Origin of the sequence: Nostocoides jenkinsii Ben 74 (assembly GCF_001046875.1) — a bacterium.
In the GTDB taxonomy this organism is placed as follows: Bacteria; Actinomycetota; Actinomycetes; order Actinomycetales; family Dermatophilaceae; genus Nostocoides_A; species Nostocoides_A jenkinsii.
On record NZ_HF571038.1, the window covers coordinates 1,962,071 to 1,986,445 of the forward strand.

24 protein-coding genes are annotated in these 24,375 nt (G+C 69.4%); 10 read left to right on the top strand and 14 right to left on the bottom strand.

Features of this window, described 5'->3' with window-relative positions:
- Both BN13_RS09170 and istA read right to left on the bottom strand, forming a co-directional pair.
- The coding region (locus tag BN13_RS09170; RefSeq protein ID WP_048546231.1) for an ATP-binding protein at positions 1 to 453 on the bottom strand (453 nt) is incomplete at its 3' end.
- Positions 450 to 2,147, bottom strand: a complete 1,698-nt coding sequence (gene istA, locus BN13_RS09175; protein ID WP_048546233.1) for an IS21 family transposase — start codon at positions 2,145 to 2,147, stop codon at positions 450 to 452. The genes BN13_RS09170 and istA, both read right to left, overlap by 4 nt.
- A 194-nt stretch (positions 2,148 to 2,341) precedes the next feature.
- Between istA and BN13_RS09180 the strand changes: the two genes are divergently transcribed.
- A complete protein-coding gene (locus tag BN13_RS09180) occupies positions 2,342 to 3,199 on the top strand; it encodes an SCO6745 family protein (RefSeq protein WP_048546234.1) in 858 nt (285 codons plus the stop codon).
- A 12-nt stretch (positions 3,200 to 3,211) separates the two neighbouring features.
- Here BN13_RS09180 and BN13_RS09185 read toward each other — a convergent pair whose 3' ends face one another.
- Entirely contained in the window at positions 3,212 to 3,724 is a 513-nt protein-coding gene (locus BN13_RS09185) for a hemerythrin domain-containing protein (RefSeq protein ID WP_048546237.1), read from the bottom strand.
- Between the two features lie 73 nt (positions 3,725 to 3,797).
- On the opposite strand from BN13_RS09185, the gene BN13_RS09190 reads away from it, so the two are divergent.
- Positions 3,798 to 5,612 (top strand): hypothetical protein, encoded by a 1,815-nt coding sequence (locus BN13_RS09190; protein ID WP_048546239.1) that lies wholly within the window; start codon positions 3,798 to 3,800, stop codon positions 5,610 to 5,612.
- Between the two features lie 121 nt (positions 5,613 to 5,733).
- Here the strand turns inward: BN13_RS09190 and BN13_RS09195 are convergent, their stop codons facing one another.
- Positions 5,734 to 6,177, bottom strand: a complete 444-nt coding sequence (locus BN13_RS09195) for an SLAC1 family transporter (RefSeq protein ID WP_235434001.1) — start codon at positions 6,175 to 6,177, stop codon at positions 5,734 to 5,736.
- 10 nt (positions 6,178 to 6,187) lie between these two features.
- Between BN13_RS09195 and BN13_RS19585 the strand changes: the two genes are divergently transcribed.
- Positions 6,188 to 6,667, top strand: coding sequence for a hypothetical protein (locus BN13_RS19585; protein ID WP_048546240.1), 480 nt, complete (start codon positions 6,188 to 6,190; stop codon positions 6,665 to 6,667).
- Positions 6,668 to 6,694: 27 nt separating this feature from the next.
- Here BN13_RS19585 and BN13_RS09205 read toward each other — a convergent pair whose 3' ends face one another.
- From BN13_RS09205 to BN13_RS09235, 7 genes are all read right to left on the bottom strand, one after another.
- Positions 6,695 to 7,351 carry a TetR/AcrR family transcriptional regulator gene (locus BN13_RS09205; RefSeq protein WP_048546241.1) on the bottom strand — a complete coding sequence of 219 codons (657 nt, stop codon included), beginning with the start codon at positions 7,349 to 7,351 and terminating at the stop codon, positions 6,695 to 6,697.
- A complete protein-coding gene (locus BN13_RS09210) occupies positions 7,351 to 8,232 on the bottom strand; it encodes a CPBP family intramembrane glutamic endopeptidase (RefSeq protein WP_048546244.1) in 882 nt (293 codons plus the stop codon). Before BN13_RS09210 ends, BN13_RS09205 begins: the two co-directional genes overlap by 1 nt.
- A complete protein-coding gene (locus BN13_RS09215) occupies positions 8,217 to 9,443 on the bottom strand; it encodes a TIGR02679 family protein (RefSeq protein WP_048546246.1) in 1,227 nt (408 codons plus the stop codon). The genes BN13_RS09210 and BN13_RS09215 overlap by 16 nt, the downstream gene beginning before the upstream one ends.
- Positions 9,436 to 13,497: a TIGR02680 family protein gene (locus BN13_RS09220; RefSeq protein WP_048546249.1), complete on the bottom strand. Its 4,062-nt coding sequence runs from the start codon at positions 13,495 to 13,497 to the stop codon at positions 9,436 to 9,438. Before BN13_RS09220 ends, BN13_RS09215 begins: the two co-directional genes overlap by 8 nt.
- 1 nt (position 13,498) lies before the next feature.
- Complete coding sequence (locus tag BN13_RS09225; RefSeq protein WP_048546250.1) at positions 13,499 to 14,722, bottom strand: TIGR02678 family protein; 1,224 nt, start codon at positions 14,720 to 14,722, stop codon at positions 13,499 to 13,501.
- On the bottom strand, positions 14,719 to 16,290 hold the full coding sequence (locus BN13_RS09230) for a TIGR02677 family protein (protein ID WP_048546252.1): 1,572 nt from the start codon (positions 16,288 to 16,290) through the stop codon (positions 14,719 to 14,721). The genes BN13_RS09225 and BN13_RS09230 overlap by 4 nt, the downstream gene beginning before the upstream one ends.
- Positions 16,291 to 16,468: 178 nt before the next feature.
- The gene (locus BN13_RS09235) at positions 16,469 to 17,380 is read right to left on the bottom strand and encodes a LysR family transcriptional regulator (protein ID WP_048546253.1); all 912 of its coding nucleotides are present in this window, start codon (positions 17,378 to 17,380) and stop codon (positions 16,469 to 16,471) included.
- 81 nt (positions 17,381 to 17,461) lie between these two features.
- Between BN13_RS09235 and BN13_RS19265 the strand changes: the two genes are divergently transcribed.
- Positions 17,462 to 17,629, top strand: coding sequence for a hypothetical protein (locus BN13_RS19265; protein ID WP_157038524.1), 168 nt, complete (start codon positions 17,462 to 17,464; stop codon positions 17,627 to 17,629).
- A 9-nt stretch (positions 17,630 to 17,638) separates the two neighbouring features.
- On the opposite strand, the gene BN13_RS09240 is transcribed toward BN13_RS19265, so the two are convergent.
- Genes BN13_RS09240 through BN13_RS09250 form a run of 3 tightly spaced genes read right to left on the bottom strand, consistent with a single transcriptional unit; the run spans position 17,639 to position 19,050 of the window.
- On the bottom strand, positions 17,639 to 18,244 hold the full coding sequence (locus BN13_RS09240; protein WP_048546254.1) for a nucleotidyl transferase AbiEii/AbiGii toxin family protein: 606 nt from the start codon (positions 18,242 to 18,244) through the stop codon (positions 17,639 to 17,641).
- The gene (locus BN13_RS09245) at positions 18,241 to 18,465 is read right to left on the bottom strand and encodes a hypothetical protein (protein WP_048546255.1); all 225 of its coding nucleotides are present in this window, start codon (positions 18,463 to 18,465) and stop codon (positions 18,241 to 18,243) included. The genes BN13_RS09240 and BN13_RS09245 overlap by 4 nt, the downstream gene beginning before the upstream one ends.
- A gap of 21 nt (positions 18,466 to 18,486) precedes the next feature.
- Positions 18,487 to 19,050, bottom strand: a complete 564-nt coding sequence (locus BN13_RS09250; protein ID WP_048546257.1) for a GNAT family N-acetyltransferase — start codon at positions 19,048 to 19,050, stop codon at positions 18,487 to 18,489.
- 49 nt (positions 19,051 to 19,099) lie between these two features.
- On the opposite strand from BN13_RS09250, the gene BN13_RS09255 reads away from it, so the two are divergent.
- The 6 genes from BN13_RS09255 (at position 19,100) to BN13_RS09275 (ending at position 24,372) form a co-directional block, all read left to right on the top strand.
- Positions 19,100 to 19,801 (top strand): helix-turn-helix transcriptional regulator, encoded by a 702-nt coding sequence (locus tag BN13_RS09255; protein ID WP_162199936.1) that lies wholly within the window; start codon positions 19,100 to 19,102, stop codon positions 19,799 to 19,801.
- A gap of 1 nt (position 19,802) precedes the next feature.
- Positions 19,803 to 20,114 carry a DUF2249 domain-containing protein gene (locus BN13_RS09260; RefSeq protein ID WP_048546261.1) on the top strand — a complete coding sequence of 104 codons (312 nt, stop codon included), beginning with the start codon at positions 19,803 to 19,805 and terminating at the stop codon, positions 20,112 to 20,114.
- Between the two features lie 16 nt (positions 20,115 to 20,130).
- Entirely contained in the window at positions 20,131 to 21,081 is a 951-nt protein-coding gene (locus tag BN13_RS09265; protein ID WP_048546263.1) for a hypothetical protein, read from the top strand.
- On the top strand, positions 21,078 to 22,646 hold the full coding sequence (locus tag BN13_RS20255; RefSeq protein WP_235434002.1) for a hypothetical protein: 1,569 nt from the start codon (positions 21,078 to 21,080) through the stop codon (positions 22,644 to 22,646). The genes BN13_RS09265 and BN13_RS20255 overlap by 4 nt, the downstream gene beginning before the upstream one ends.
- On the top strand, positions 22,600 to 23,799 hold the full coding sequence (locus BN13_RS20260) for a multicopper oxidase domain-containing protein (RefSeq protein WP_235434003.1): 1,200 nt from the start codon (positions 22,600 to 22,602) through the stop codon (positions 23,797 to 23,799). Before BN13_RS20255 ends, BN13_RS20260 begins: the two co-directional genes overlap by 47 nt.
- A gap of 195 nt (positions 23,800 to 23,994) precedes the next feature.
- Entirely contained in the window at positions 23,995 to 24,372 is a 378-nt protein-coding gene (locus BN13_RS09275; RefSeq protein ID WP_048546265.1) for a TetR-like C-terminal domain-containing protein, read from the top strand.
- Positions 24,373 to 24,375: the final 3 nt, after the last annotated feature.

Here is a 24,375-nt window from a genome sequence, read left to right on the forward strand (position 1 = left end):
CCGGACTCGGTAGCCGCTGGTCGCGGCGGCCGTCGCCAACGCGATGAGTAGGTGACTCTTGCCGGTGCCGGAGTCGCCGATCAAACAGAGGGGTTCGCCGCGGCGGATCCAATCCCCGGCGGCCAGCGCGTGGATGGTGGCAGGGTTGATGTTCGGGTTCGCCTCATAGTCGAAGTCCTCGAGGTACTTCTCCCGCGGGAAGCCAGCGGCCTTGACGCGGCGGACGGTGGAGCGGCGATCGCGGTCGTCGACCTCGGCCAGGAGGAGTTCGGCGAGGAACCCGGTGTAGGTGAGCTGGTCCTTGGTCGCCGCGGCGACGGCCTCCTCGACCACGGAGCGGATCGTCGGGAGTCGGAGCCGTCGACAGGCGGTGTCGACCGCTGCTGAGGCGGCTTCCTCGGTGAGGCCGCGCCGCCGACGCAGGGTCGACGTCGTCGTGGTGGCAGCGGTCATGGGGAGCCTCCGGGATCGGTCGGGGTGGTGTGGTCGGTACCGGTGAGGAGTTGGTCGTAGGCGGCGACGGATGGCAACGGGCGGGTGTCGGGTGGCAGGCCGGCGATGACGGCGGCTGGGTCCAGGAGTCGGCGCATCGTCAACGAGACGACCCGCTCGGACCGTCCGGCTCTTTGCTCACTGTCGAGGACGTGGTCAGCGGGGTGACGGTCCGGGCTGGCTCCACCCGCGGCAACGTGGCGGCGGGTCTCGACGGCGACGACGTCGGCGGTGACCGCGCCGACGGTCAGCGCGGCCCGGATGCCGGCGATCACGTCCTCGGCGGCATGGCTGCGGTGCAGCAGCAGGACGTCGATCAGCTGGCGGGTGCCGTCGGCGTCGCCGTTGACCCTGCGTGAGGCGATCCAGAAGTCCTCGTGCGCAGTGGTGAACGCGCCGCACGCTCGGGCTTGGGCCAGGGCGGTCGACCCTGGCAGCGCGCCGGGCTTGATGGCCAGGACCTCGAGGTAGTGGTCGAGGTCGACGACGCTCCCGGTCCTGGCGATCCGCCGCGGATGATCCGCCACGAGTGTCCGTCCGTCGAAGATCCGCACCCGGGAGGCTTGGAGGGAGACGCGGACGCGCCGGCCGATGAGGCGAGCGGGGACGGAGTACTTCACCATCCGCACCGTGACCAGCGCGGACCGGTCCACTCGCGGCGTCAACACCAGGCCCGGGTCGAAGGCGTCGGCTGTCAGGGGCCGCAGCAGTGGCCGCTCGGTCTCGAGGTCCTGGCCGACGGTGCGGAGACGCCCGTCGATACGGCGGTGGAGATCGCGGGCTTCCCAGCCGACGATCCGCTCGTTCAACTCATCCAGAGTCGCGACGTCGGGCATCGGAGTGAGCCACTTGCGGCGGAACCGGCCGACTTCGCCCTCGACGCCGCCCTTCTCGTGGGCGCCGTCGATGCCGGGTTGGCAGTAGAACGGGTCGAACCCGTAGTGGGAGTGGAACAGCACCCAGCGCGGGTTCTCGGTCCGGCGCCGACCAGACCCGAACAACACCTGGGAGACCGCGGAGGTGAGGTTGTCGTAACGGATGTGCCGGGTCGGGACCCCGCCGAAGGTCTCGAACGCCTCGACGTGGCCCTGCAGGAATGCTTCCTGCCCGCAGGTCGGGTACACGCGGTGGACCGCGGCGCCGGAGTGGGACAGGCGGTACACGAACATGTGGCACTTGGTCTTCACCCCGTCCAGCACCACCCACACCTCGCCGAAGTCGACCTCGGCCTCCGCGCCTGGGGCGTGTTCTTGCGGGACCATCCCGACCGCGGCGACCCGGCCGCGCTCGACCGCGATCTCCGGCCGCCGGCGCCGCACATAGTCCCGGACCGTCGAGTACGACAGCTCGGCCCGGTGTTCGTCGACAAGCCGATCATGGATCCGGCGGGCCGTGTGCCGCTGCTTGCGCGGCGCGTCCAAGTCGGCGACGAGCATCGCATCCACGACCGCCGTGAACGGACCCAGCCGGGGCGCGTCCCGCGCCGGCGGCTTCCTACGCGGCGGCTCGGCAGACGTCAGCGCTTGACGCACGGTGCGCCGGTGAACCTGATGGCGGCGGGCCAGCTCACGGATCGACAGATCCTCCACCCGCGCATCCCGCCGGATCGCCGCGAACAACTCCACCCGAGACCCCGTCCCGGACACCACCACCATCGAGTGCGTAGCCATGACGGCCACGCTCAACGGGGTGGGGCCAGATCAGACCGTCACACCACCCCGACACGCCGAAACGCTGTCCAGGTGGGGCCACCCCAAGCCGTCATGCCGGGGCCAACTCAGGCTGCCAAAACCATTCGCGGCTAGCGAGCACCGGCACGATCTCTGCACGTCGCTCTAGGGTGAGGCGTATGAGCAGTGCGCTGGCCCGGGCGGCCTACGAGGCGTTGGAGCCATATCACGTTCTCGCGTACTTCAATCCGTACAACAAGGCGGCGCGGACGTCGCTGGGAATCGATCAACTCGGGCTGTACTTCGGGGGTCGCGCCGCACCGCTCGGGCGCTGCCCGTCGGCGGTGGTAGCCGCGACCTTCGCCAACTTCAACCCGGCTTGGGTCAGCCACGGCTGGTCGCAGGCCCTGGCCGCGGGTCTCCCCGAGGTGGCGGCGGCCAGTGCGGTCGCGACCGACCGAGCCCTGCGCGACGCGCTCGGCGAGCGGATCACCGCGCCGGAACTGAGGCAGATCGTCGGTGCGTTGCGCGTCGGAATCAACGACGCGGCATACGTGGGCAGACCCCTTGCGGCGGCGTGGGCGGCGTGGCCGTGGCCGGACGAGGCGCACCTGCAGTTGTGGCACGCGTGCACGATCATTCGTGAGCACCGCGGCGACGGCCACGTGGCCGCGCTCGTGCTCGCGGGCCTAGGGCCAGTTGAGATGCTGGTCCTGCATGAGGCTCCGCATCCCGACCCCGCGCTACGCCGCCGGACCATGGGCAAGGAGCAACTGCTGCTCACCCGAGGCTGGGCCGAGGAGGACTGGGCCGCCGCCGTTGACTCCCTGCAGTCGCGCGGACTTCTGGACGGCGCGGGGGCCATGACGCCGGCCGGGGCCACGCACTACGACCACCTCGAAGAGCAGACCGACTTGGCGGCTGCCGGGTTCTGGAGCGGGGTGCCGGACGCCGAGACGGTGCTCCAAGCGGCGCGCCCCTTCGTCAAAGCCGTCATTGATGTCGGTTACCTGCCCGGCACCCGCAAGCCACGATGACGGACCGACGAGTCAGCGATCAAACATCTCGCATACCCAGTCGGCGGGCATGAGGCCGTCGGACAGGGCGCCGCGGACGGCCTCGGCGACGGTGGCGTCGAGCACCTGATCGCCCGCCGGGTAGAGGATTCGCTCCTCCTTGAGGTTGTGCTGCTCCAGCACCTCCTCCAGTTGAGCAAACGTTTGCGCCAGCCGAGCGGCGCTGGTTCCGGCGGCCACGTCCGTGTCGAGCGCGTCGAGCAAGGCCCAGATCTCCCCGTGCTCGCGCAGCATGACGAGCACGGGCCCGAACAGGCCGGCTTCGCGCAGAGGCGGGAAGTGAATCGTCTCCTCCACCCAAATGTGCCGGCGCAGCCCCGCCGCGCCGGCGGCGAGCGCGTCGGCCTCAACCCGGCCTTCCGACAGTGCCGTGCCGAACGCCGCGAAGTGGTCGTCGATCGCCCGGTGGTCGGCCTCGAGGAACGCAAGCCACGGTGAGACTCCGTCCTGGGCCCGCCGTACGGCGCCGACTACCGCACGTATCACGGCGCGCTGCGAACGCTCTGATGATGCAGAAGCGGTTCCCCGCGTCACTCACTTCAGCGATGAGAGCACCGTTATGTCTGACTTCGTCCTCACTCCGGGCGGGTATCGGCCGGCGAAGAACGTTCACTACATCCCGCCGGACCACACCATCCAGGGAGCGGCTGATGGCATCCGAATCCTGGGCCCCCAGGGCCAGCTCGTCCTGGAGATCTCCCCGGATTCGCGCCACGACCCGAGTCGCCCGCTGCTCCCGACTAACCTGACCAGGCTTTCGCCGAACGAGATCCTGCGGTCAGGAGATTCCATTCTGCTACCGGCGCACTCCGTTATTGATGAGCCCGGTGGGCCACCAGTTCCACGGCGCGTCGGCGAGGGGAATGGCCATTTGGAAGGCCGCATGTTCCGCCGCATCGACGACATCACGCGATTGGTCAAGGAACCACGACAGCAACTCCTTCGCAAGGGCATCGTGCCCGCCACTCCCATCAACGGCTGGGTCGCGTTCACCGGTTGGACCAACGGCTCCGGTAGCCCCATCTCGTCCTTCTCGACGACGTGGACTGTGCCGGCGGAGCCGACGACCGACGTGGGCCAGACCATCTTTCTCTTCAACGGGATCCAGAACAGCGACCGGATCTACCAACCTGTTCTTCAGTGGGGACCGAGTGCAGCTGGTGGCGGACCCAGATGGGCGGTGGCCAGCTGGTATGTCGACGGAATCGGGGGGACGCACCTGCATACCGATCTCGTCGACGTACGCCCCGGCGATGTGCTCACCGGTGTCATGACTCTCACTGGCACGGCCAATGGACTTCACAGTTACGACTGCGCGTTTGCCGGGATTGCGAACACCGGACTGCTCGTGACCGACATTCAGGAGCTCACTTGGGCCAACGAGACACTGGAGGCGTATGGCGTTTTCGACCACTCGCACTACCCTCCCGTCAGTCGGACGACAATGGGGGCAATCGAAATCCGCACACGTGACGGCGCGGCGCCGCACTTCACGTGGACACCGGACAGCGTCACCCGTCTTGATACCGAGCACGCGGTGGTCGAGATCGACGGCGCTACGAATGGCAGCGTCTCGCTCCGGTACACCTCCGAGCTCGGCGACGGCGCCTGGATCGCTCGCCACGGTCTCGACTCTCAGGAGTTCCAGGCGCTCTTTGACGACCTCACGGGAAACCAGGGAATGGAACTCGTCTGCGTCAGCGGATACGACGAGGGTGGCGCGAGGTACGCGGCGATTTGGCGCAAGCAGGTTGTGGACCACGCGTGGCAAGCGCGCCACGGGCTGGACAGCGCCGGTCACCAAGATCTGTTCGACACGCTGCCCGCCGACGGCTGGTATCCCGTTCTCGTCAATGGGTACAACGTGGGTGGGACGGATCTGTACGCGTCGATCTGGCATCGTTCCGCGGTTCCGCCGCTCTGGTCTGCGCAACACGGACTCACGCCGCAGGACTACCAATGTGTCTTCGATGAGTACTCCGCTGCGGGCTGGGTTCCGGTGTGGGTCAGTGGTTTCGGTGATGGCGACGATGTGCGCTTCGCCTGCATCTGGCACCGGCGCCAGGGGTGGTCACCGCGTTGGGCCGCTCGCCATGGACTCGATCACGTGCAGCACCAGGCCGCCTTCGACGACTTCGTCTCGCAGGGGCTGCACCCCAGCGTTGTGTGCGGTTACAACGATCACGGCACGAATCGCTTCGTGAGCGTCTTCACTGATGCCCCGTCGCCCTCGCTATGGGTACGGCATGGGATCAGTGAGCCGGATTACCAGGCCGAGTTCGACGGCCGGCCGGGTGAGGGGTGGTCCCCGAGTCAAACGAATAGTTGGCGCGGCTCGACGGGAACTACCTTCAACGTCACCTTCGCCAAGTGACTCGCGGCCGCCGCAGGCCCCAGACGACGGCTAGCGGCGGCCGCAACCACTACTTCGTATTCGCAGGCCTTATCAGTAGTCGGGCCTTATCAGTATGTTCTGGACAAAGCGACCAATTCGATCACGGCGCCTTGGGCCGTGCGACCACCGTCAGGACGATGTGCCGGAGCATCGCGACCGTGACGACAACCCAGGCCGTCACCGCCACCCACAGCCAGGTCGCCCCGATCCACTCGACGATCGGCAGGTGATCGGCGCGGCCGAGATACATGCCGGCCACTGAATACATCCCCAACGGGAAGATGATGCTCCAGAGGGTCGCTTCATAAGTGAGCGGGATGCCCCGGAGGTAGTGCCGCCACCAGCCCATGGCCACGAGGACCGGGATCAGCCACGTCGCGAAGCACCAGAACACCACGGACAACCCGGCGACGAGCCCCCGCACCGCATCGGCCATCGGCGCCGTTTCCATCTCGACGATCCGCGCCTTCCCGGCCGGTTCGGGAACGGCTGGCGCGGGCGATACCGGAACCGTGTCCACGCGCTCGATCACCGACAGTGCCAACGGCGCTACCGTGGCTGCGCTGACCGCGGGTGGCGGCAACGGCGGCAGTGGGGCGACGGGTGGCACTGCTGTGGCCTCGACTACGACCCTGACCCTCTCTGCCGCTGCGGCAACCACGACCGGCGCTCAAACGACGGCGACGGGATCGAATGGTGGCGCCTTCGGGTCCGGGGCCGCCAATGGTGGCGGCAATGGCGGCGCGGGTGCGGCTGGCCTCGTGCTGTCGGGATACGGCCCGGTTCCCTCGTCGGCGGGCGGTGGTGTCGGCGGCTACGCCGGCGGCGCCGGCGGAAGTAGCGCCGCAATTGGGGCCACCACCACGCGAGGCGGTGTGACCTACACCGGGCACAACAGCAATGGGGGCACCGGCGGTGCCGGGTCGAGCTATGCCGGTAATGGCGGCGGCCTGCTCGTGACGCCGAGTTCAGGCAGCGGCACGGCCACGACGTATGGCAACGGCTACGTCACCCTCGACTGGTCGTCCTGCTGACCCGAGCCGCCCGGCGTTAGGGCGCTGTCAACCGCGGTCCCATCCGTCGATCAGGGCTGATAGTCCACGCTCGAACTGCTCGTTCGGCGACCAGGAGTAGCCACTCTGCAACGCGGCAACGATGTGCGGGAAGCCCGCCGGCGTCAGTCCCGCGGCGATGGCCTCCTGATCCGGGGCGGGGCCCCCCATCGGCTGCCGGACCTCGGCCAGCACCTTGCCGACCGTGAACGCGACCAGGCAGTCGACTAATGGCAGCGCGGAGGCGGGTGGCAAGCCAGCCCCCGCGCACTCTCCGACTATGTGTTCGAGCAGGCCCAGCACGGTCGGCGTGGACGCGGGTCGCGTACCCACGATGGGCGCGAGATTCGGGTGGGCCAGCAGGATTCTTCGTATGGTGCGCATCGGCGCGGCGATGATCTCCTGCCACCTCGGCTCGGCCGCCTGCCCCGTCTCGGCAACGTCCCGCTCGCTCCCGCCGCGCGCGGCCATCAACCACACCTCATCGACGACAAGGTCAATAAGCGCTGCCTTGTTCGGCACGTGGTGATACACCGCCATCGCGTCCACTCCGAGTTCCCGGCCGAGGGCACGCATCGAGAAGCCGTCGAGCCCGTCACGGTCGAGGACAACGAAGGCGGCCTCGACGGCCTGCTCTCGGGAGATGCGCGCCGGGGTGGGTGCCATCAGTCGCGCGCCGAGCGGTCCGGACGGGCGAAGAAGAGGGCGCGATCGCGCCATACGAGAACGACGGCGACGGCGAGGAAGATCGCCGTCTGGATCGCCTTGGTATCCGGTGCAGTCTGGAAGGCCTCATTGGTGATGTTCGCGACGAGATGGAAAACCACCGCAACCAGAATGCTGCGGCCGCAGCGGTAGTAGAGCCAGTTCATGATCAACACGAACGGGAAGATCGACCCGAGGAAGTTGAGCATCGCTAGAGCCCCGGTCTCGACGACTTCAGCCTGGTAGTAGCCCTTGATCAGGCCCAACGGCATATGCCACACCGCCCAGATGATCGCGAAGACCATCGACGTCCGGAAGATCGACCAGCGCGCGGCGAGCGCGTCGGTGCCGTAGCTGTGCCAGGCCAATTCCTCGACGATCGGGGCGGCGGTGAGAGTGAGCCAAGCGGGCAAGAGTCCGGCGCTGAACGAAATCCCGTCGGCGAGCCGAAACTGCTCCGTCGAGTAGCCCAGCGGCAGCGAGATGGCCGTCGCCAGCATCAACGCCCCCACGGGCAGCAGCAGCATCAGGAGTGCGCGAGGCAGGGTGATGCCACGTATGGCGAGCAGCCGCTCGCGCACGTCGCGCACCAGAGCCGGATCTCGCCATACGAGGGCAGCGGCCACCAGCATCGGAGCGAGCAAGCCGAGGACGCCCAGGATCGCGGTGAGTCCTTGGACCGCCGTTGTTTGGGACGGCCGGTGGCTCAGGTAGCCGGCGATTCCCCAGGTCACCCAGGGGATTGCCGTGGCGAGTCCATAGAAGAGGACGGGGTGTCGGTAGCGCTCGATCGCCGTCGCCACGTCTGGTGAATGTCGGTGATGTTCTACGGTGTAGACCATGGTTTTGAGTGTACGCCCTTAAGCAGGGCCGGGAGCAGTGCCTCCTCGTGCACGGCCCGGCCACGGTGCGCCATCGCGGCGGCGAGTTCCGGGTCCCAGCTCGCGTCGACCCGGCTGCCCTTCAGGGCGAGCGATGCGGGCGCCGCCAGATAGTCATCGACGTCCATCCGCCACGGCTGCACGCCGCATCGCGCGCGCAGATGATTCGCCATCGCGACACCGGCCCAGTCGAAGTCGCCGTGATAGAGCAGCTGGCCGCCCGCGGACTGGATGCGGTCCAGGAGTTCAATCGTCGCGAGGTTTGCTCGCCCACTGGTGCAGACGACGCCGACCGTGACCCCGATCTCGGCGGCGGCCTCCAGCACGCGGGGGTTCTCGCAGACCAATACGGTCTGGCCCGGCGCTGGCTCGAGGCCCTCATCGAGGTCACGCCAGGTCAGGTGCAGGACGGCCCTCTCGAGGGTGTATGCCGAGGCGCGCGCCCCCGCCGCGCCGGCGGCCCAGCGCAGCCCGAACGTTAGGCAGGTTGACGAGATCCGGTCCGAGAGCACCCCGAGCCGCTCCCATGAGGCCCGTTGGGTGGTGCCTTCGCCGCCATCAGGGACCGCGCGCAGGATCGCGCGTGTCAGCAATCGGTCGTCGTCCAGTGCATGCGCGTCCCCGAAAAGTCGCGCTGCGAGCTCGGTCCGGGCGATCGGCGGAGACAGACCGACACCGGTCAGGTGCTCGGCGCGGTGGGCGAGCACGTCGAGGGCAGCAGTCACCAAAGCGGCTGGATCGCCGCCCCGCCGGCCGAGTAGCCCGTCGCGGCGAAGTCCGTCCAGCCACTCCGCCAGCGGCGGCAGGCCAGCATCGGGATGCGCTTGGTGCCAGGCGGCGAAAGCTCGTGTAGGGGCCTCGTGGCGCTCACGGTTATCCGCCCTCCGGGCCGGGCGATCGACCAGGACCCGGCCGGTGACGGTGGCGGCGGCGTCAATGAGGTCGATGCCCGCGCGGGAGCGGAGCCGGTCATCGAGCGAGGCCAAGTCCACCTCCACGCTGGACGTGACGATGCTGCGGCCGAGCAGACCGGAGAGGGCCTGCTGCTCGTCGCGATGCAGGTCGCGCAGGCGCACGCGGCCCTGCGCGACCAGTCCCGCCCGCTCAAGGCGATCGGCGACGGCCAGCCAGGACCGCTCCAAGGCTGGCGCGGTCCACCAGCCGTCAGGCACGCGCCCCGACCGCGGTCAGCTGGCGGCCGTCCCAGCGATGCTCGTATTGGGCGATCCCGCGTTCGGCCGGATTGCGCAGCGCTTCATAGATCGCCAGCGATGGCACGGTTGCGTGGGTGCCCCACAAGCGTTCGCTGGTCACGACGAAATCGAGGTCGAGATCGACGAGCAAGCCGAACAGCAGGGGATGGGTGCGGGCATCGACCTTGGGGAAGGCATCGTCGAGGAGCACGAATCGGGGAGCGTGCGGTGCGGCGCCGGCCAAGGACGTGAAATGTGCAGCCGCGGCGGCGAAGAGCGGGAGGTAGCACAGCACCTTTTGCTCGCCCTGCGACAACGGACTCTTGCGGTGCAGGTCGCGCCAATCGCCGGACTCGGGCCGCTGATATTGGACCGTGAAGGCAAACCATTGACGGTAGTCCAGTGCCCGGGTGAGGTGCTCGGTGTAGGACTCCTCGGGCGCCTCGACCCGGGAGGTGTCGATGAGCCGGTGCAGCGCGTCGCGCAGCTCGGTGCGCTCCCCGGGCAGGAGCGCCCCGCTGGCCTCGCCGAGCAGCTGGACCGCGCGGCGGGCATCCGAGGGGATGTCGTCGCGGAGCCGCCAGCGCAGCCGCACCCGGATTCCCTGGGAGGTGGAGACTCGCCCGAGCTGCACGTTCATGGCCGCGACCAGCTCGTCGGCCTGCCGGCGGACGCCGCGAAGGGTGTCGCCGAGCTGGCCGAGCACGTGCGTCTCGAAGAGGTGTCGCTCCCGGTCGGTCAACAGCTCACGGTCGGCGGCGACCTGTGCAGCCAGGCGGTTGGCGAGTTCGGTGAGGGCGATATCGCCCGCCGACTCGTCCCGTCCGAGTGCCGCGAAAGTGCCGTCGAGCTCGGCCAACCGCGGCTCGACGATGGAGGCCGGCCCGGTTTGAAGGCCGGTCAGGGCCGCAAGGACCGCGTTGGCGCCCGCCTGCGTACCGGCCGCTGCTCGCTCGTGCAGGGAGGTGATCTCGTCCCGCTCCGTCGGCGGGCGTGCCGGATCGGCCCCGACGTCGGCCGCGCTAATCAAGCCGGGAACCGCATGCAGTGCGCGGACGGCGTCGTATGCCGCGTCCCGCGCCGGCTCGGCCTCGGCGAGGGCCGCGCGGTGACCGTCCGCCTCTTGCCGCAGCTGCCCCTGCCGGCCGAGCAGGTGATCGTGTTCGCCGCGGTGTCGGCGCTGTGCCTCGACGGCCTCCTGGCGCAGCGTGCGCTGCTCCGCGAGGCGCCGCTCCAGGTCCTCGACACTCTTGCCGCGAGCCGCCACCAACTCGTTGTGGGCGGCGCGTCGGCTGGCGGCTTCACTCCGGGCGATGCGCGCCCGGGTGCCCCCCAGGTCGGCCTCGGCGGCGTCGTCGGTCGCGCGGGCGACGACGCCGCGCCATAAGTCCAAGGCGGTGTCGAGGGCGCGTCGGGCGGACCCGACCCGGTCCAGGTCCTTCCCTGCCCTCGCCACCAGTTCGCGGCGAGCGGCGAGCCCCTCGTGCGTGATGGGCAGGCCGTGTCGTGCCGCGGTCGCCGTGAGGTCGCTCAGCGCGGCGGCCTCCTGCGACCGGGCATCCCGGGCGAGGTCCCGCGCACCCATGGCTTCGGCGGAGGCGCGCTCCGCGACGGCGGTTCGCGCGGCTTCGGTGGCCCAGGCCGTCAGGACGGCGTCGTGTCGAGGCCGCGCGCGCAGCCACGCCATCAGGGCGGTGAGCGCCTGCTGTGCCTCGGCAGCGGCCTGCTTGGCCGTGTCGCGCGCCTGCTCTTCCTGACGGATGCGCTCGTCCAACTCGGCGAGGCGGCGGGCACGCTCCTGCGCCCGGGCGGAGGCGCCGACGTACTGCGCAACCGGCTTTGCTGTGCGGCCCCGCGCGGGTCCGAGGCGCCACGACCCGTCCGCCGCGACGACGGCGGCGACCTCGTCCCGTGCGCCGTGTTGTCCGGCACCAGCCGAGGCGAACGCGATCGAGCCAAGCAGGTCGGTGACGACCCGCGCCGGCACGGCCTCGTGGGCCGAGGGGTCTGCGCCCAGGATGGCCAGGAGACTGGCATCTGCCGCAACCGGCACCGGGTTTGCGGTCAGGACGACATCGTGGCGGGCGGGATCGAGCAGGGTGCCGTCCGGGGTCACCCAGGCATCAAGTAGCCCCGACCCCTCGAGGGCGGCTTCCACCGCGGCGCGCACCTGCGCCTCGACCTCCGAACGGAAGTCCACCAGGAGCCACAAGGGGGCGCCGGGGAGGTTGCGTCGGTCGTCTCGAAGCCACGCCGGCACGGCGGGAGCAGGATCTCGCTCCGCCTCGATCGCGGCGCGCTCGCTGGTGAGTCGGGCGAGGGCGGCCACGATCTGCGTATGCCGCGCGCTCGCCTCCGCGACCTGCGTCGCCAGCCGCTCCTGGTCCGGCGCGGCTGCCTCCGCGACGATGGACTCCAGGTGCGCCAAGCCGTCCGCGTCCAGCGTCGGAAGGACGACCGAGACGGCGCCCGGGGCGGCCTGCCACGTCTGCAAGGCGTCGGTCAGCTCGCGCTCGCGAGTTTGCGTCCGCGTCCGCGCGGTCTCCAGGTCAGCCAGGGCGGCCGTCTCCGCGGCTTCCGCGCGATCGACCCCGGCCTCGGCCCGCCGGGTGGTCTCCTGAGCACGCACATGGGTGCCGCGGGCCTCCTCCACCACGGTGATGGCCGCGCCGACTTGACCCGCGGCGCGAGCGCCAGTCTCGGCCCACTCGGCGTGTGTCTGCCCCGCGTGCGCGACCGCCGATTCCACGGCGCTGGCCGCGTCGGCATCGCGCCAATCCGGTCGTCTAAGCACCTGGGCCGCCGTCGGACCGGGGGCAGCCTCGGCCCCACACGCGGCAAGAGCAGCCTCGGCGCGCTCGGTCGCGTCGTGCAGTTCACCAGCCCGGTCCATCAGGCGGTCGCTGGCCGCTGACGCCTCGCGGGCACTGGCCTGCGCCCGGACGTGTGCCTTCTCGGCCACAGCCCGCAGGTCGCTGGCTGCTTTCTCCAGGGTTTGCACCAGCTCGGCGGACTGCGCAAGATCGGTTCGCGCCTGCGCTTCCGGGCTCTGTTCGAGGGCGGCGATCCGCGATGCGGCTTCCCGCTGTGCTTGCTCGGCCGCGTCGATCGCCATCGCCGCCGCCGAGAGACCCTCGGTCACCTCCGTGAGCGAGCCCTCGCTCCGCCGCAATCGTCGCCGGGCGGCGCCGACCGCCTTCGCGGCCTCCAGAGCGACGCGGGTGCGGTCAGTAACGACGGAGCGGGCGTACGCGGCATACGTCTCGACGAAGGTGGCGAGCGCGGCGGCGGCGCGTTCGCGACGGTCGATGTCCTCGCCGAACGCCTCGAGTTCATCGAAGGTCGTGCCCGCTGCGCTCAGGGTGTCGCCATCCAGGGTGGGCAGGGCATTGACGAGTTGCTCGGCGAGGCGCCGCGGATCGATGTCCTCCCCGACCTGCGGCTGCCGCAGCCAGTAAAGGAGCCGGAGCAACGATTCGTATTGGTCCAGGGGCAGGCCGAACAGCAGCGCGCCCACGTGCTCGCGATAGTGCCGGGGGTTGTCGAAGACGCGGCTCGCCCCGGACTCGTCCTCGAGTGCCGCGGCGAGCGCAGGCTGGCTCAGCGGCCCGGCCGCGTTCTCCAAAGCGAGGTCATGCCCGACCCGGCGGGGGGTCGTGAAGAACCACGACGTGGCGGCTCGTGCCTTCTCGGTGGCCCGCAAGCCCACGCCGCAGGTGATCACGTCGGTTGTGCCGTCGGCGTTGTCGCGGCCGAACTCAACCCACACGTAGCCAGTGCGGGCGGATCCGTCGTAGCCGTCGAGGAGCAGCCAGAGCAGGCTGGTGTGGTGGCGACCCGATGAGGTCAGCCGTGACTTGTCCCCGTCGATGACGAAGGGCAGCAACATCTCCATGGTCTTGGATTTGCCGGCGCCATTGGCCCCGCGCAGCAGTAGCCGGCCGTCGGCGAAGTCGAAGACTTGCTCGTCGTATTGCCAGACATTGAGCACGCCAGCGCGCCGCATCCGGAATCGGCTGCCATCGATCGCCATCTCAGTCCTCGCCGTCGGTCAGGTCGTCGAAAAGGGAGGTCTCGCCGGTCGCACTCTGGGCGAGCAGCGCCACTCGGGGTGCGTAGCGGGTGGCGGCGGCGTGGACCAACACGGCCCCGTCCTCGCGGCGGATGAGCCCGAACCGAGCAAGGACGCCCAGGGCCTCGCGGAGGGCGCGGTCGGGGTCCTCGCGTTGGTCTCGGCGCAGCCGATCATGCCACCTGGCATGGACGTCCTGAGCACAGCGCTCGACCGTGGTGAGCGGGAGTCCGCGCCACGCGGTGCCTGCGCCCCCGGGCGCGGTGCGGTGGACCTCGTCGGCCAACGCTTCGAGGACCAAGAGGGCAAGTTGTCGGGTCTTGTCGGTTCCTGGGAAGCGTTCGTCGCTCAGGTCGTCGTCCGGGTCGATCACCGCGGCACCCTCGGCGCGCAACTCCAGCTCTAGCCCGAAATGCGTTTCATACCAATCGCGTTCGCGATTGCGATTGCGCCGCCACCACTCGGCGTGCTCAGCTGTCAGGTCATCGGTGGTGAGCAAGGGGCGTTCCAGCAGGGCTCGCCGGGTGGCGATGCGCGCACCGCCGACGGCCGAGGGCAGAGCCGCGAGGGTGAGCAGATCGGCGGCCGACGAGGCGGCCGTGAGCGGGGCAGCCACCAGGAGGGAGAGCAGGTCTCGTCGGACGTCGAGGAGGGATTGGGTGCGCTGATCGGCCCAGTGCTCCAAGTCGCCATCGCGCTCACGCAGGACCCCAAGATCGACCAGGACGACGATCGCCGCATGAAGCGCTCGTCGATCGCCAATTGCGTCCAGGTCGACGTCAAGGCCGGCGTCGACCGCAGCCGCCCGGACCTGGGCAACGAGTTCGTCGACCAAAAGTTGCGTGCGCGCACGCGTTAGGGCGGCGATCGTGAGACACAGCAGGGCATACGCGCGCGGCGTGAAGGAAGCGCCGCTGCGCCGTCGCAGCGGTCGCGTGGAGTCGGGGCCGAGTCCGGTCTTGAAGAGCCGGGCTGAGGTGGGATCAACTTGGAGGCGATAGCCCAGCCCGTCGGCAAAGAGCTGGATCAGCTCACTTTGGTGGCGGCGGACAAGCCGGAGGTCGTCGGGGTCCGTGCTGCCGCTGGCGAGCAGTGGGCGTTTGAGGAGCGCCCGAGCCGCCCGGCGGCGTTCGGCGAGGTCCTGCGGGTCGGCGGTCGCGGCGATCCGATCGGCGGTGGTCGTCACTGCGCCACCTTGTGATCGGTGCGGACAGCCTGCTCGGCACGCACTTCAAGAGTGCGGCCGACGAGGGTGAGGCGGCCGGCGGGGCTCGTCACGGCGGTCCCGTCACCCGGGGTTTCGTGGACGAACAGGACTGCGGCGGTGCCTGGGACGGCCACGACGGGAGCATCGCCGTCGATCGCGGCGGCCAGCGCACCGGCATACAACTCCAGCAGGAGATCGCGCGCGAGGTCGGAGACACGGACTCGTCCGAGTCGTCCCTCGTGGGCGACGATCTCCGCGAAGGCCGCCGCCCGGTCTCGCTCGGCACGCGTGCGCTCGGCCAGCCGTGCCGCCTTGGCAACGGCAAAGTCTTCGCGGCGCCCGGATCGCCCGGCGATGGTGCGTTCGCCCTGCTCCCTGAGCATGACCGGCACGTCGGCGCGTGGACCGGTCCACCAAGACGTCATCGGAGAGGCCGGCTGCTCCGGGTCGTCGCTGATAAAGCCGAGATGGCGGGCGGAGTAGAGCCCGAAGACACTGGCAAAGAGGGCGTGTGCGGTGTCGTCGTCAGCATCGTCGAACCATCGCGCGACGCGAACCAGATCGGCATACCGCCCATGCTCACGCTCGGCAGACGTGGCAATCCGCCGCAGATTGGTCAGGAGGGAACGCATCGCCGATGTCGCGAGATTGCGCACCCCGTCGGCGTCGCTGCCGCGACCTCCCTCACCGGTGAACCAGGCTCGCAGACTCCGCCAGTCGAGCGGGTCGAGCCCCGCCGAGCGCCGGGCCAGGCGGCCACCGGTGTCGAGCAAACGTTCGCCGGCGTTGGCCCGAGCAACAAGGTCGGGCACAGCTGGGTCGAGGGTGGCCAAGATGTCCGCGATCTGCGGCATGTGTCGGGAGATCTCATCGACGAAGCGCTGGAGATAGTCGATCAGCGCGACCTTGAACAGCTGGAACTCGGACCGGTCGAGGTCGAAGCGCGAGAGGACTTGGGTCAGATAGGTGTAGAACTCGCGCGTGCTGTGCACGAGTTCATCGAACTGGGCGAAGACGGTGGTGATGTCGCGGGCAAGTCGGTCCGGCTCGACGCCTTCGAGATGGGTCGCATCCAGCGCCGCGAGAGCGGTCAGGCCGGCGAGGATGCCGCCTAGCATCTGGCTCGACACCTCGCGCGCGGACTCACTGTGACCGAGCAACTCCTCGACCTGTCGGTGGACCAGCTCACCTCGTTGCGTCAACTGGTAGCGGGCCCGGTTGCGCAGATAGTCGGCCAGCGTGCGGGCCTCGGTCTCGCGGGGGCTTCGCGCGATATTGCCGTGCTCTACGAGATAGGAGAGGCGGGCGTCGACCGTGTCGAGGTCGAGCGACACCCCCTGCGCGGTCAGCGCCTCCCGCACGTCCACGGCGGACTGATCCGAGAGCAGGCCCGCGAGCCCGGTCGTGAAGACTCGCATGATGGCGATGTACTGGCCCGACTCCTCATTGACGGCATAGCGCAGCGCCTCCAGCCGCTGGCGATCGACCGGCGGAGACGTTGGCAGTGCGGGCCCTTGCAGGCCTGCCAGCGTCTCTTCGGGGTCCATATGGAGAACCCTACGAGGGGCCACCGACAACGGGTCAGGGCAGCATCATTTCTGCATCAACGCCGCGTATGCCGCCCTGGCCGAGCAACTGGGGGCACCCTCGGTCACCCTGGATCGCCGGATTGCGCGGGCGGCCGGCGTGCGATGCCGGGTCATGGTGCCGGGCGACCTGCTGGGTTTAGGCGGCGGTGGCCTCGCGCCGGCGAGCTACCTCGTGCAGGAGTTGGACGGCGCGGACGACTGCCCTTCGCGGCGCGGCCCCTTCGCTCACGAAGCCGACGATGCGGCGGCGTGGCGCGGCCTCCCCGGAGACCGGTCGTTGGACCAGGCCATCGTCAAGCCGTCCCATCGCCAGTCGCGGAAGCAGCGTGATTCCTAGTCCCGCCGCGACGAGACCGAGGGCGGCGTGGTGGTCACTGGACCGCGCGACATACCGAGGGCTGGCGCCGGAGGCGGCGTAGGCGCGGCGCAGGATCCCCGAGCACGTGGTGTCGGCCATGCCCTCGGCGATCAGACGCTCGCCGGCCAGGTCGGTCAGCGCGACCTGACTTTGCGACGCGAGCGGATGGGCTGCCGGGAGGACCGCGACATACGGCTCCTCCAGCAGCTCGAACCGCCGGTGTCCCTCGACATGGGTCGGGCCGAGTGACGGGTCCTCTGCCCGAAGCTCGATGTCGTATGGCGAGCGCGGGCCGTCGGTGACATCGATCAGATCGAGGTTTAAGAGGAGGGAAGGGAACTCGGCGGACAGGGTCCGGGCGACCTCGGGGACCCAGTACTGGCCCGCGGAGGGGAAGGTGCCGATGGACAGGCTTCCCGTGCGACCCTCGCGCAGGTCGTCGACCAAGCCCTCGAGACGCCCGGCGGCCTCGATGACGTCCTCACTCCCAGTCACCAGCGCAATGCCGGCCGGGGTGGGGCTAATTCCCCGTCCCGACTTCTCGAACAGCATCAGCCCGGTTTCGCGCTGCAGGGCGGTGATGTGCTGGCTCACCGCGCTTGGCGAGTAGCCGAGATTGGCCGCGGCCGCGTGGACAGTTCCGGAGTGGACAACGGCACGGAAGACGCGGAGGCGGTTGAGGTCGATCATGGTCGAATCGTACGTTCTGACTGAATGATTGTGAAGAAATATTCGCTTGTGGTGACGGGTTCGCTGTTGCACTGTTGAGGCATGACGAACTACAGCCGCTACGCATCAGTCCCAGTCGACCGCGACCTCGAGCGCCTCAACGAGGAACTTCGCGCCCTGCCTCGCCCCGAGCGCGCGGCGCAAAGCGCGCGGCGCGAGGGGCTCGCGTGGCTGCGTCCTCGGCGCTTGGCTCACCTCCGGCACGCCTGACCCGAGACGCTAGACGTTGCCGGATTTGGGCGAGGCGAGATAGTCCTCGGCCAAGGTCGGGAGGTCGCGCCCACGGTGGAACCCGCGCTCGATGACGAGGTGCGCCAGTCGCCGCACCTCCGTCTTGTCCTGCTGAGTCAAGATTGGCCGGAGTGACGCGAGGTCTGCCCGGTCTTGCGGGCGCGTGGAGTCATCGCGCGCCAGGAGCTTGAGGACCACGAGGTGGGCTGGCCTGGCCACGGGCACGGTAAGCCCGGGGACGAGTTGCAACTGGTCGGCCTCGCGAGTGATCTCGGGCTCGAGGCCCGACGAGGCGAACAAAACGTCCACGAGCATGCCCTCGGACACGGGTGGGCGCAGCCGCACGGTCGCAAGGCGCTCGAGATATTCATGCTCAACCAGCGAATCCAGGGTGTATCCCCGCTGGAAGAACGACGCGATGACCGCCTCGGCGTCGGCGTCAGCGTCGACGAGGACACATATGTCGATGTCCCGTGTGAAGCGGGGCTCGACGCGTGCGGACACGGCCATCCCGCCAATCAGGGCCCAACGCAAACCCAGATTTGTGGCGTCGTTGGTAAGCCGGCGAAGCGACTCCCAGATAGGCGAGTTCATCCGGTTATCCGCTGGATCCGTTCCGGCGACGCGAGTCGGCCGACGCAGTCGCCGAGTTCGGCACCTGGTCGGTCCCGGAGCCACGCGGTCACGCCCTCCTGAACTTGCTCGGGCGTCCAGTCTGGGTGCTCGCGCATTAGGCGGGCCCGCGTCATTTCGACGCCCAGGTCGAACAGATCCAACGCGATGCGCAGGCGCTCGGCGGGGGTGCTGTCCGGCATGTCCAGGAGTCTAGGGATTGGTTAGCCCCCGAGGATCGCGAGATAGTGCACGTCTATCCATTCGCCGTCGAAGATGAGGGCGTCGCGGCCGGTGCCTTCGTGGCGGAAACCGACCTTCTCGTAGACATGCCGAGCCCGCGGGTTGAAGTCATAGACCTCCAGGCTGATCCGGTGCAGCCCAACTGTCAGTCCGTGCTCCACGATCAAGCGGGTGGCGGAGGTGCCCAGTCCGCGGCCGCGGCCGGCACCGCCGATCAGGATTCGGAAGTTGCACGATCGATTTCCCTCATCCCAGTTGTTGAGTACGGCCTCGCCGACTAGTTCGCCCGTGGCGTTGTCGATAATGGCCAGCACGAGGCGATCGTCGGCCACCGCCCACTGCCCATAGATGTCGCGAAGCTGCTCAATCGGCATTCGGTCGACCGGCTCGACGCTGGAATGGACGGAGCCGGTCAGGCGGGGGATCTCGTCGTCCTCGTGGATGAGGTCATCCAAGACGTCGGCGTCCTCGGCGCGAATCGGGCGGAGGATGACCAGGTCATCGCGCAGCGTCGGCTTGTGCGTGAAGGGCGTCGGTTCGGGCATAGGTGTTAGCTTGCCAGGGCTGTCGGTGGCATTTGATACGGTAAGAACCGTGAAAAAAGAGCCGAGGGCGAGAGGTCCGGTCCCGACCCGGTCGGCACCGCCGACGCCTGCGCAGGCTCAGGTCCTCGCCGTCCTCGACCGAGCGGGCGCGCCGCTCACCGTGGCCGAGTTGGCCGAGGCGACCGATCAGCACGGCAATACGGTCCGGGAGCATCTCGACGGCCTCGTCGATCTCGGGCTCGTCGAGCGAGTCAAGGCTGACTCAGCCGGGAGAGGGCGGCCCTCATATTTGTATGCCGTGGTCACGCCCGCCATCGCCCGCCCCGCGCTCGTCCTCATTGCCGCCTTGGCCGGGGAGTTGCGCCGCACGGCCCCCGACCCGGCCGTCGCAGCCCGCGAGCTTGGCCGGTCGGTTCAACCCGAGCTATTGGTCGAGCGCCCCAGCGGGTGGGTTGCTCCCACCTCTTATCCAGGGGACGACGGTGAGCTGTCGCCTCTCGAACGACACCTCGCCGACCTCGGCTTCGCGCCCGAGGACGTAGCGGACGACACCATGCGGCTGCACACCTGTCCGCTCGTCACCGTCGCGCGGGCAGATGCCGATGTCGTCTGCAGCTTCCATGCCGGTCTCATCGACCGCTGGGCTGCCGACCACGATCTCGGCGACTTCGACCTCCATCCGTTCGCCGAACCCGGCGCCTGCACCATCACCCGCACCACCCAACCGGAACCCTCCACCCGAAAGGCCTGAGATGACCCAGGAAACCCCGCTCAACACCATCCCGCTCACCGAGGCGCAGCACGGCCACGACTGCGGCTGCCACGAGGCGGACTCCGGCCTGCCGGAGCTCGACGCGCGCGCCATTCCGCACGCGATCCGCCACGGCGCAGTCTTCGGTGCCTTCGGCCAGCTGCGCCCGGGTGCGGCCATGGTTCTCGTGGCGCCGCACAACCCGCTGCCCCTGCTCAAGCAGCTCAATGACCGTGAGGGCGACGCTATCGAGGTGAGCTACCTCCAGGAGGGCCCCGACGCCTGGCGTCTGAAGCTCGCCCGCATCCGCTGAGGCGGCATACCTCTCGATGTCCGTGCCCACGACGGCGGGCGCTCGCCTGCCGTTCTTCCTCCCTGCCGCGCTCAGCCTCCTCGCCGGTCTGTATGCCGCCACTCGCCTCGTCCTCGATGAGGCCACGACGGATCGGGTCGCCGGGGTGCACGGCATTCTCATGGTGCTGGGCTTTCTCGGCACCCTGATCTCCCTGGAGCGATCGGTCGCGCTCCGCGCTGCCTGGGCGTATGCTGCGCCGGCCCTCCTCGGGGCGGGCGGGCTCGCGCTCGTCGCGCCGGTGCCGCGCCTGGTCGCCCAGGTCTTGTTGGTCGCGGGCTGCGCGCTCGCCACCGCCGTGCTGGTCGCGCTGTGGCGTCGCGCTCACGATGACACGACGATCACCCAGGTGCTCGCCGCCTCGCTCGCGCTGGGCGCGGCGGTGCTGTGGCTGCGGCTCGACGTGGCGGATCTATTGCCGTGGCTGGTCGGCTTCGTCGTGCTCACCGTCTGCGCTGAGCGCGTCGAACTCGCCCGGCTGACCCTGCCGCCGACGGCCGGGCTGTGGTTGCTTGCCTTCGCGACGGCGGGCTACGCCTGGCTGGGCGTCGCCGGGCTCGGCTGGCTGATTGGCGGGCCGCCGGTGTCGCCCGAACGTTATGACCTGCTCGTTCACTCGTGCTTCTTGGGATTCGGGATGTCGATGGTGATGGCGCACGCGCCGGTGATCCTGCCGGCGGTGCTGCGCGTGGCCCTGCCCTACCGACCCGTGCTCTGGATCCCATTGGTGCTCTTGCACATTGGACTTCTGGTCCGCCTCGTCGCGGGCCTCGCGGACGGGCACACCACGCCCTGGCGGGTCGGAGCCTTCGTCACCATCGCCGCTCTCCTCGCGTTGCCGGCGTCCGCAATCGCGTGCGTTCTGACCGGGCGCCGAGCCGCCCGCATCCACCCCAAGGCGTCCGAGCCGGCTCAGGTGAGCCCATGACAACCGGTATCGATCGCCCCGAGGTGGCGCGGACGGCATACCCCAAGAAGGCGTCGGAGCGGCCGCGCCGACCCGGTCGCCAGGGCTTTTGGCCCTGGCGCGACCTGCCCGCGGTGCTCTGGCTGATCGCCGTCGCGGCGGTCACGCTCGTGCACCCCTTCCTCGAACACGCACGCTGGCTGATGGTCCACCTCGTGCTGCTTGGCGCGCTGACCCATTCGGCGATGGTGTGGAGCACGCACTTCAGTCAGGCGCTGCTGAAGACGGGTCCCGATCTGGACTCGCGCGCCACCCAAGACCGCCGCGCCATGCTCCTCTTCATCGGCGTCGCCGCGGTCGCGACTGGCGTGGTTGGCGAGTTCTGGTGGATCGCCGTCATCGGCGCCACCGCCGTCGCCTGCGCGCTCCTGTGGCATGGCTGGCAACTCTGGCGACGCCTCCGCGCGGCGATGGCGCCGCGCTTCAAGATCACGGTCCGCTACTACATCGCGGCCACCCTCTGCGTGCCCATCGGCGCGACGCTCGGCGTGCTGCTCGCGCGCGGCTACGCCGATGACATCCACGGCCGCCTGCTCCTCGCGCACACTGCCGTGCTCGTCCTCGGCTGGATCGGGCTGACCGTCACCGGCACCCTCGTCACGCTCTGGCCGACGATGCTGCGCTCCCGGATGGACGATCGCGCCGAGCGCCTCGCGACCACGGCGCTGCCCCTCTTCCTCGCGTCCGTCACCGTCGTCGTGGCCGGCGCCCTGCTCGGCCGTATGCCGCTCGCCGCCGCCGGCGTCCTCGCCTGGCTCGGCTCGGCGCTGTGGTGGGGACGCGCGCTGTGGGCGCCGGCCCGGCGCCGCCCGCCGCGTGAGTTCGCTTCCCTGTCAGTGCTTTTCGCGCTGTCGTGGATGGTTGTGCTGCTCGTCTGGGTGAGTGTCGTGCTCCTGCGCGGCAGCAGTTGGGCCGACCTATCTGTCGCGCACGGACGCGCGACCGCCGTCCTCGCCGCCGGCTTCGCGCCGCAACTGCTCCTCGGCGCCTTGTCCTACCTCGTGCCGGTCGTCCTTGGCGGTGGCCCCGCGGCCGTGCGGGCCGCAACCGAGACGATGGGCCGGTATGCCGTGCTCCGCCTCGTCCTCATCAATGGCGGACTCCTGCTCAGCCTCCTCCCCGTGCCTTCGGTGGTTCGAGTGCTGACCACGACGCTGGTGCTCGCGGCATACGTCAGCTTCTTGCCGTTGATGGGCCTGGGTCTGCGCGGCTCCCTGCGCGCGCGCCGCGCCGCGGGCGACGGGGGCTTGCCCCCCGCCCCAGCCACCCGGCATACCCGCCCCTGGGTCACGCTCGGTGTGGTCCGGCGGGCAATTGGTTGCTGGCCTGATCGCCCTGGGTATGGCCGTCGCGGTCGGCGTGGTCGTCGACCCCACGTCGGCGGGCCTGCCGCTGGCCGCCAGCCGCGACGCCTCGGCCGGCGTCGTCGCCACCGGCCAGACCACCACGGTCAAGGTCGTCATGAAAGGCATGCGCTTCGTGCCCGCCAGCGTCACCGTGCCGGCCGGGAACCGGCTCGTCATTGACCTCACCAATACCGATCCGACGACCACGCACGACCTCGTCTTCGCCAATGGCGCGCGCACAAATCGCCTGCGCCCGGGCACATCGACCACCCTCGATGTGGGTGTCGTCGGGACCAGCCTTAAGGGGTGGTGTTCGGTCGTCGGACACCGTCAGATGGGGATGGTCTTCGCCGTTGACGTGACGGGCGCGCCGGGGAGCGAGACGGTGAGTGCCGGGCACGACGGCCATACGACGAGCAATCCGGCGACCACCACGGCACCCCTCGATCTGCACGCCGCCTTCGGACCAGGCTTCACCGCCGTCGACCCCGATCTCCCACCCGCCCCGAGCGCCACCGTCCACCGCGTCACCCTCACCGCGCGCGAACTCGAGTTGGAGGTCGCGCCGGGTGTATGGCAGCGCCGCTGGACCTTTAACGGCGCCGTCCCCGGGCCTACCCTGCGCGGCAAGGTCGGCGACCGTTTCATCATCACCCTGATCAATGACGGGTCGATGGGGCACTCGATCGACTTCCACGCTGGGGCGCTGGCGCCCGACCGGCCGATGCGCACGATTCCGCCCGGCGCCTCGCTGACCTATACCTTTACCGCCACGAAGTCCGGCATTTGGATGTATCACTGCTCCTCGATGCCGATGTCCGCGCACATCGCGGCGGGCATGCACGGCGCCGTCATCATCGACCCGCCCGGCCTTCCCAAGGTCGATCGCGAGTTTGTGCTCGTGCAGTCCGAGCTCTACCTCGGCGCGAACCGGACGAAGGGCAGCGCCGACGAGATCTCGGCCGATGCTGTCCTCGCCGAGCAGCCGACGGGGATGACCTTCAATGGCATCGCCGGGCAGTACGACCAGCGCACCCTCACCGCCCAGGTCGGCGATCGGGTGCGCATTTGGGTGCTCGACGCTGGCCCTAATCGTCCGTCGTCCTTCCACGTCGTCGGTGGCCAGTTCGACACGGTGTATGCCGAGGGCGCCTGGCTGCTTCGGCCGGGTCCGGATTCGGGTGGTTCCCAGGTGCTCGGGCTGATGCCCGGCCAGGGCGGCTTCGTCGAATTGGTCATGCCCGAGGCCGGCAACTATCCGGTCGTCTCGCACCTGATGGTCGACGCCGAGCGCGGCGCGCATGGGCTGATCCACGTCACCCCAACTCCGTAGGGCCGTGCATCACGGATGCGTGCGGTCAGGCCGCCTTGGCCCTTGAGTACGGCACCAGCGTCTGCTCATTCGACAGCGACTTCGTCCGGTTTGAGGGCCTGTTGTGGACCAGCCCCGCTAGGAACTGAGTCTCGCCCTGGGTTGCCGGGGCCGTGGGGCTGAGGTTGGGACCGTCGATTTCGCGGCGAGACCGACATGCCCGATACGGGCGACATCGACCGCGACGTCGCAGCCGCTGCCCAGGCGCGGGCCGAATGGCTCACCGGACCCTCCGGGCGTCAACTCATCGCGATGATCGGGGCGGGCGGGGCACAATCAACCGGGGTGCAGCTAGCCATCGCCCGGATCCTGTCTGAGCGCCGCGAGGGGATCCAGGAACGCCTGACCAAGGCTGCGGACGATGGCCAGCTTCCCCACGATGTGGATGCCGATGTCTTTCTCAAAACTCTGTTGGCACCGCTCTACTTCGCTCTTCTCGTCACCCACGAGCCACTCACTCCAGAGCTGGTGTCCCTAGCCGCACGGGTCAGCCTCACGGCCGCCCGGAACCGCCAGCTGTCCCACGGTTCCTAGTGC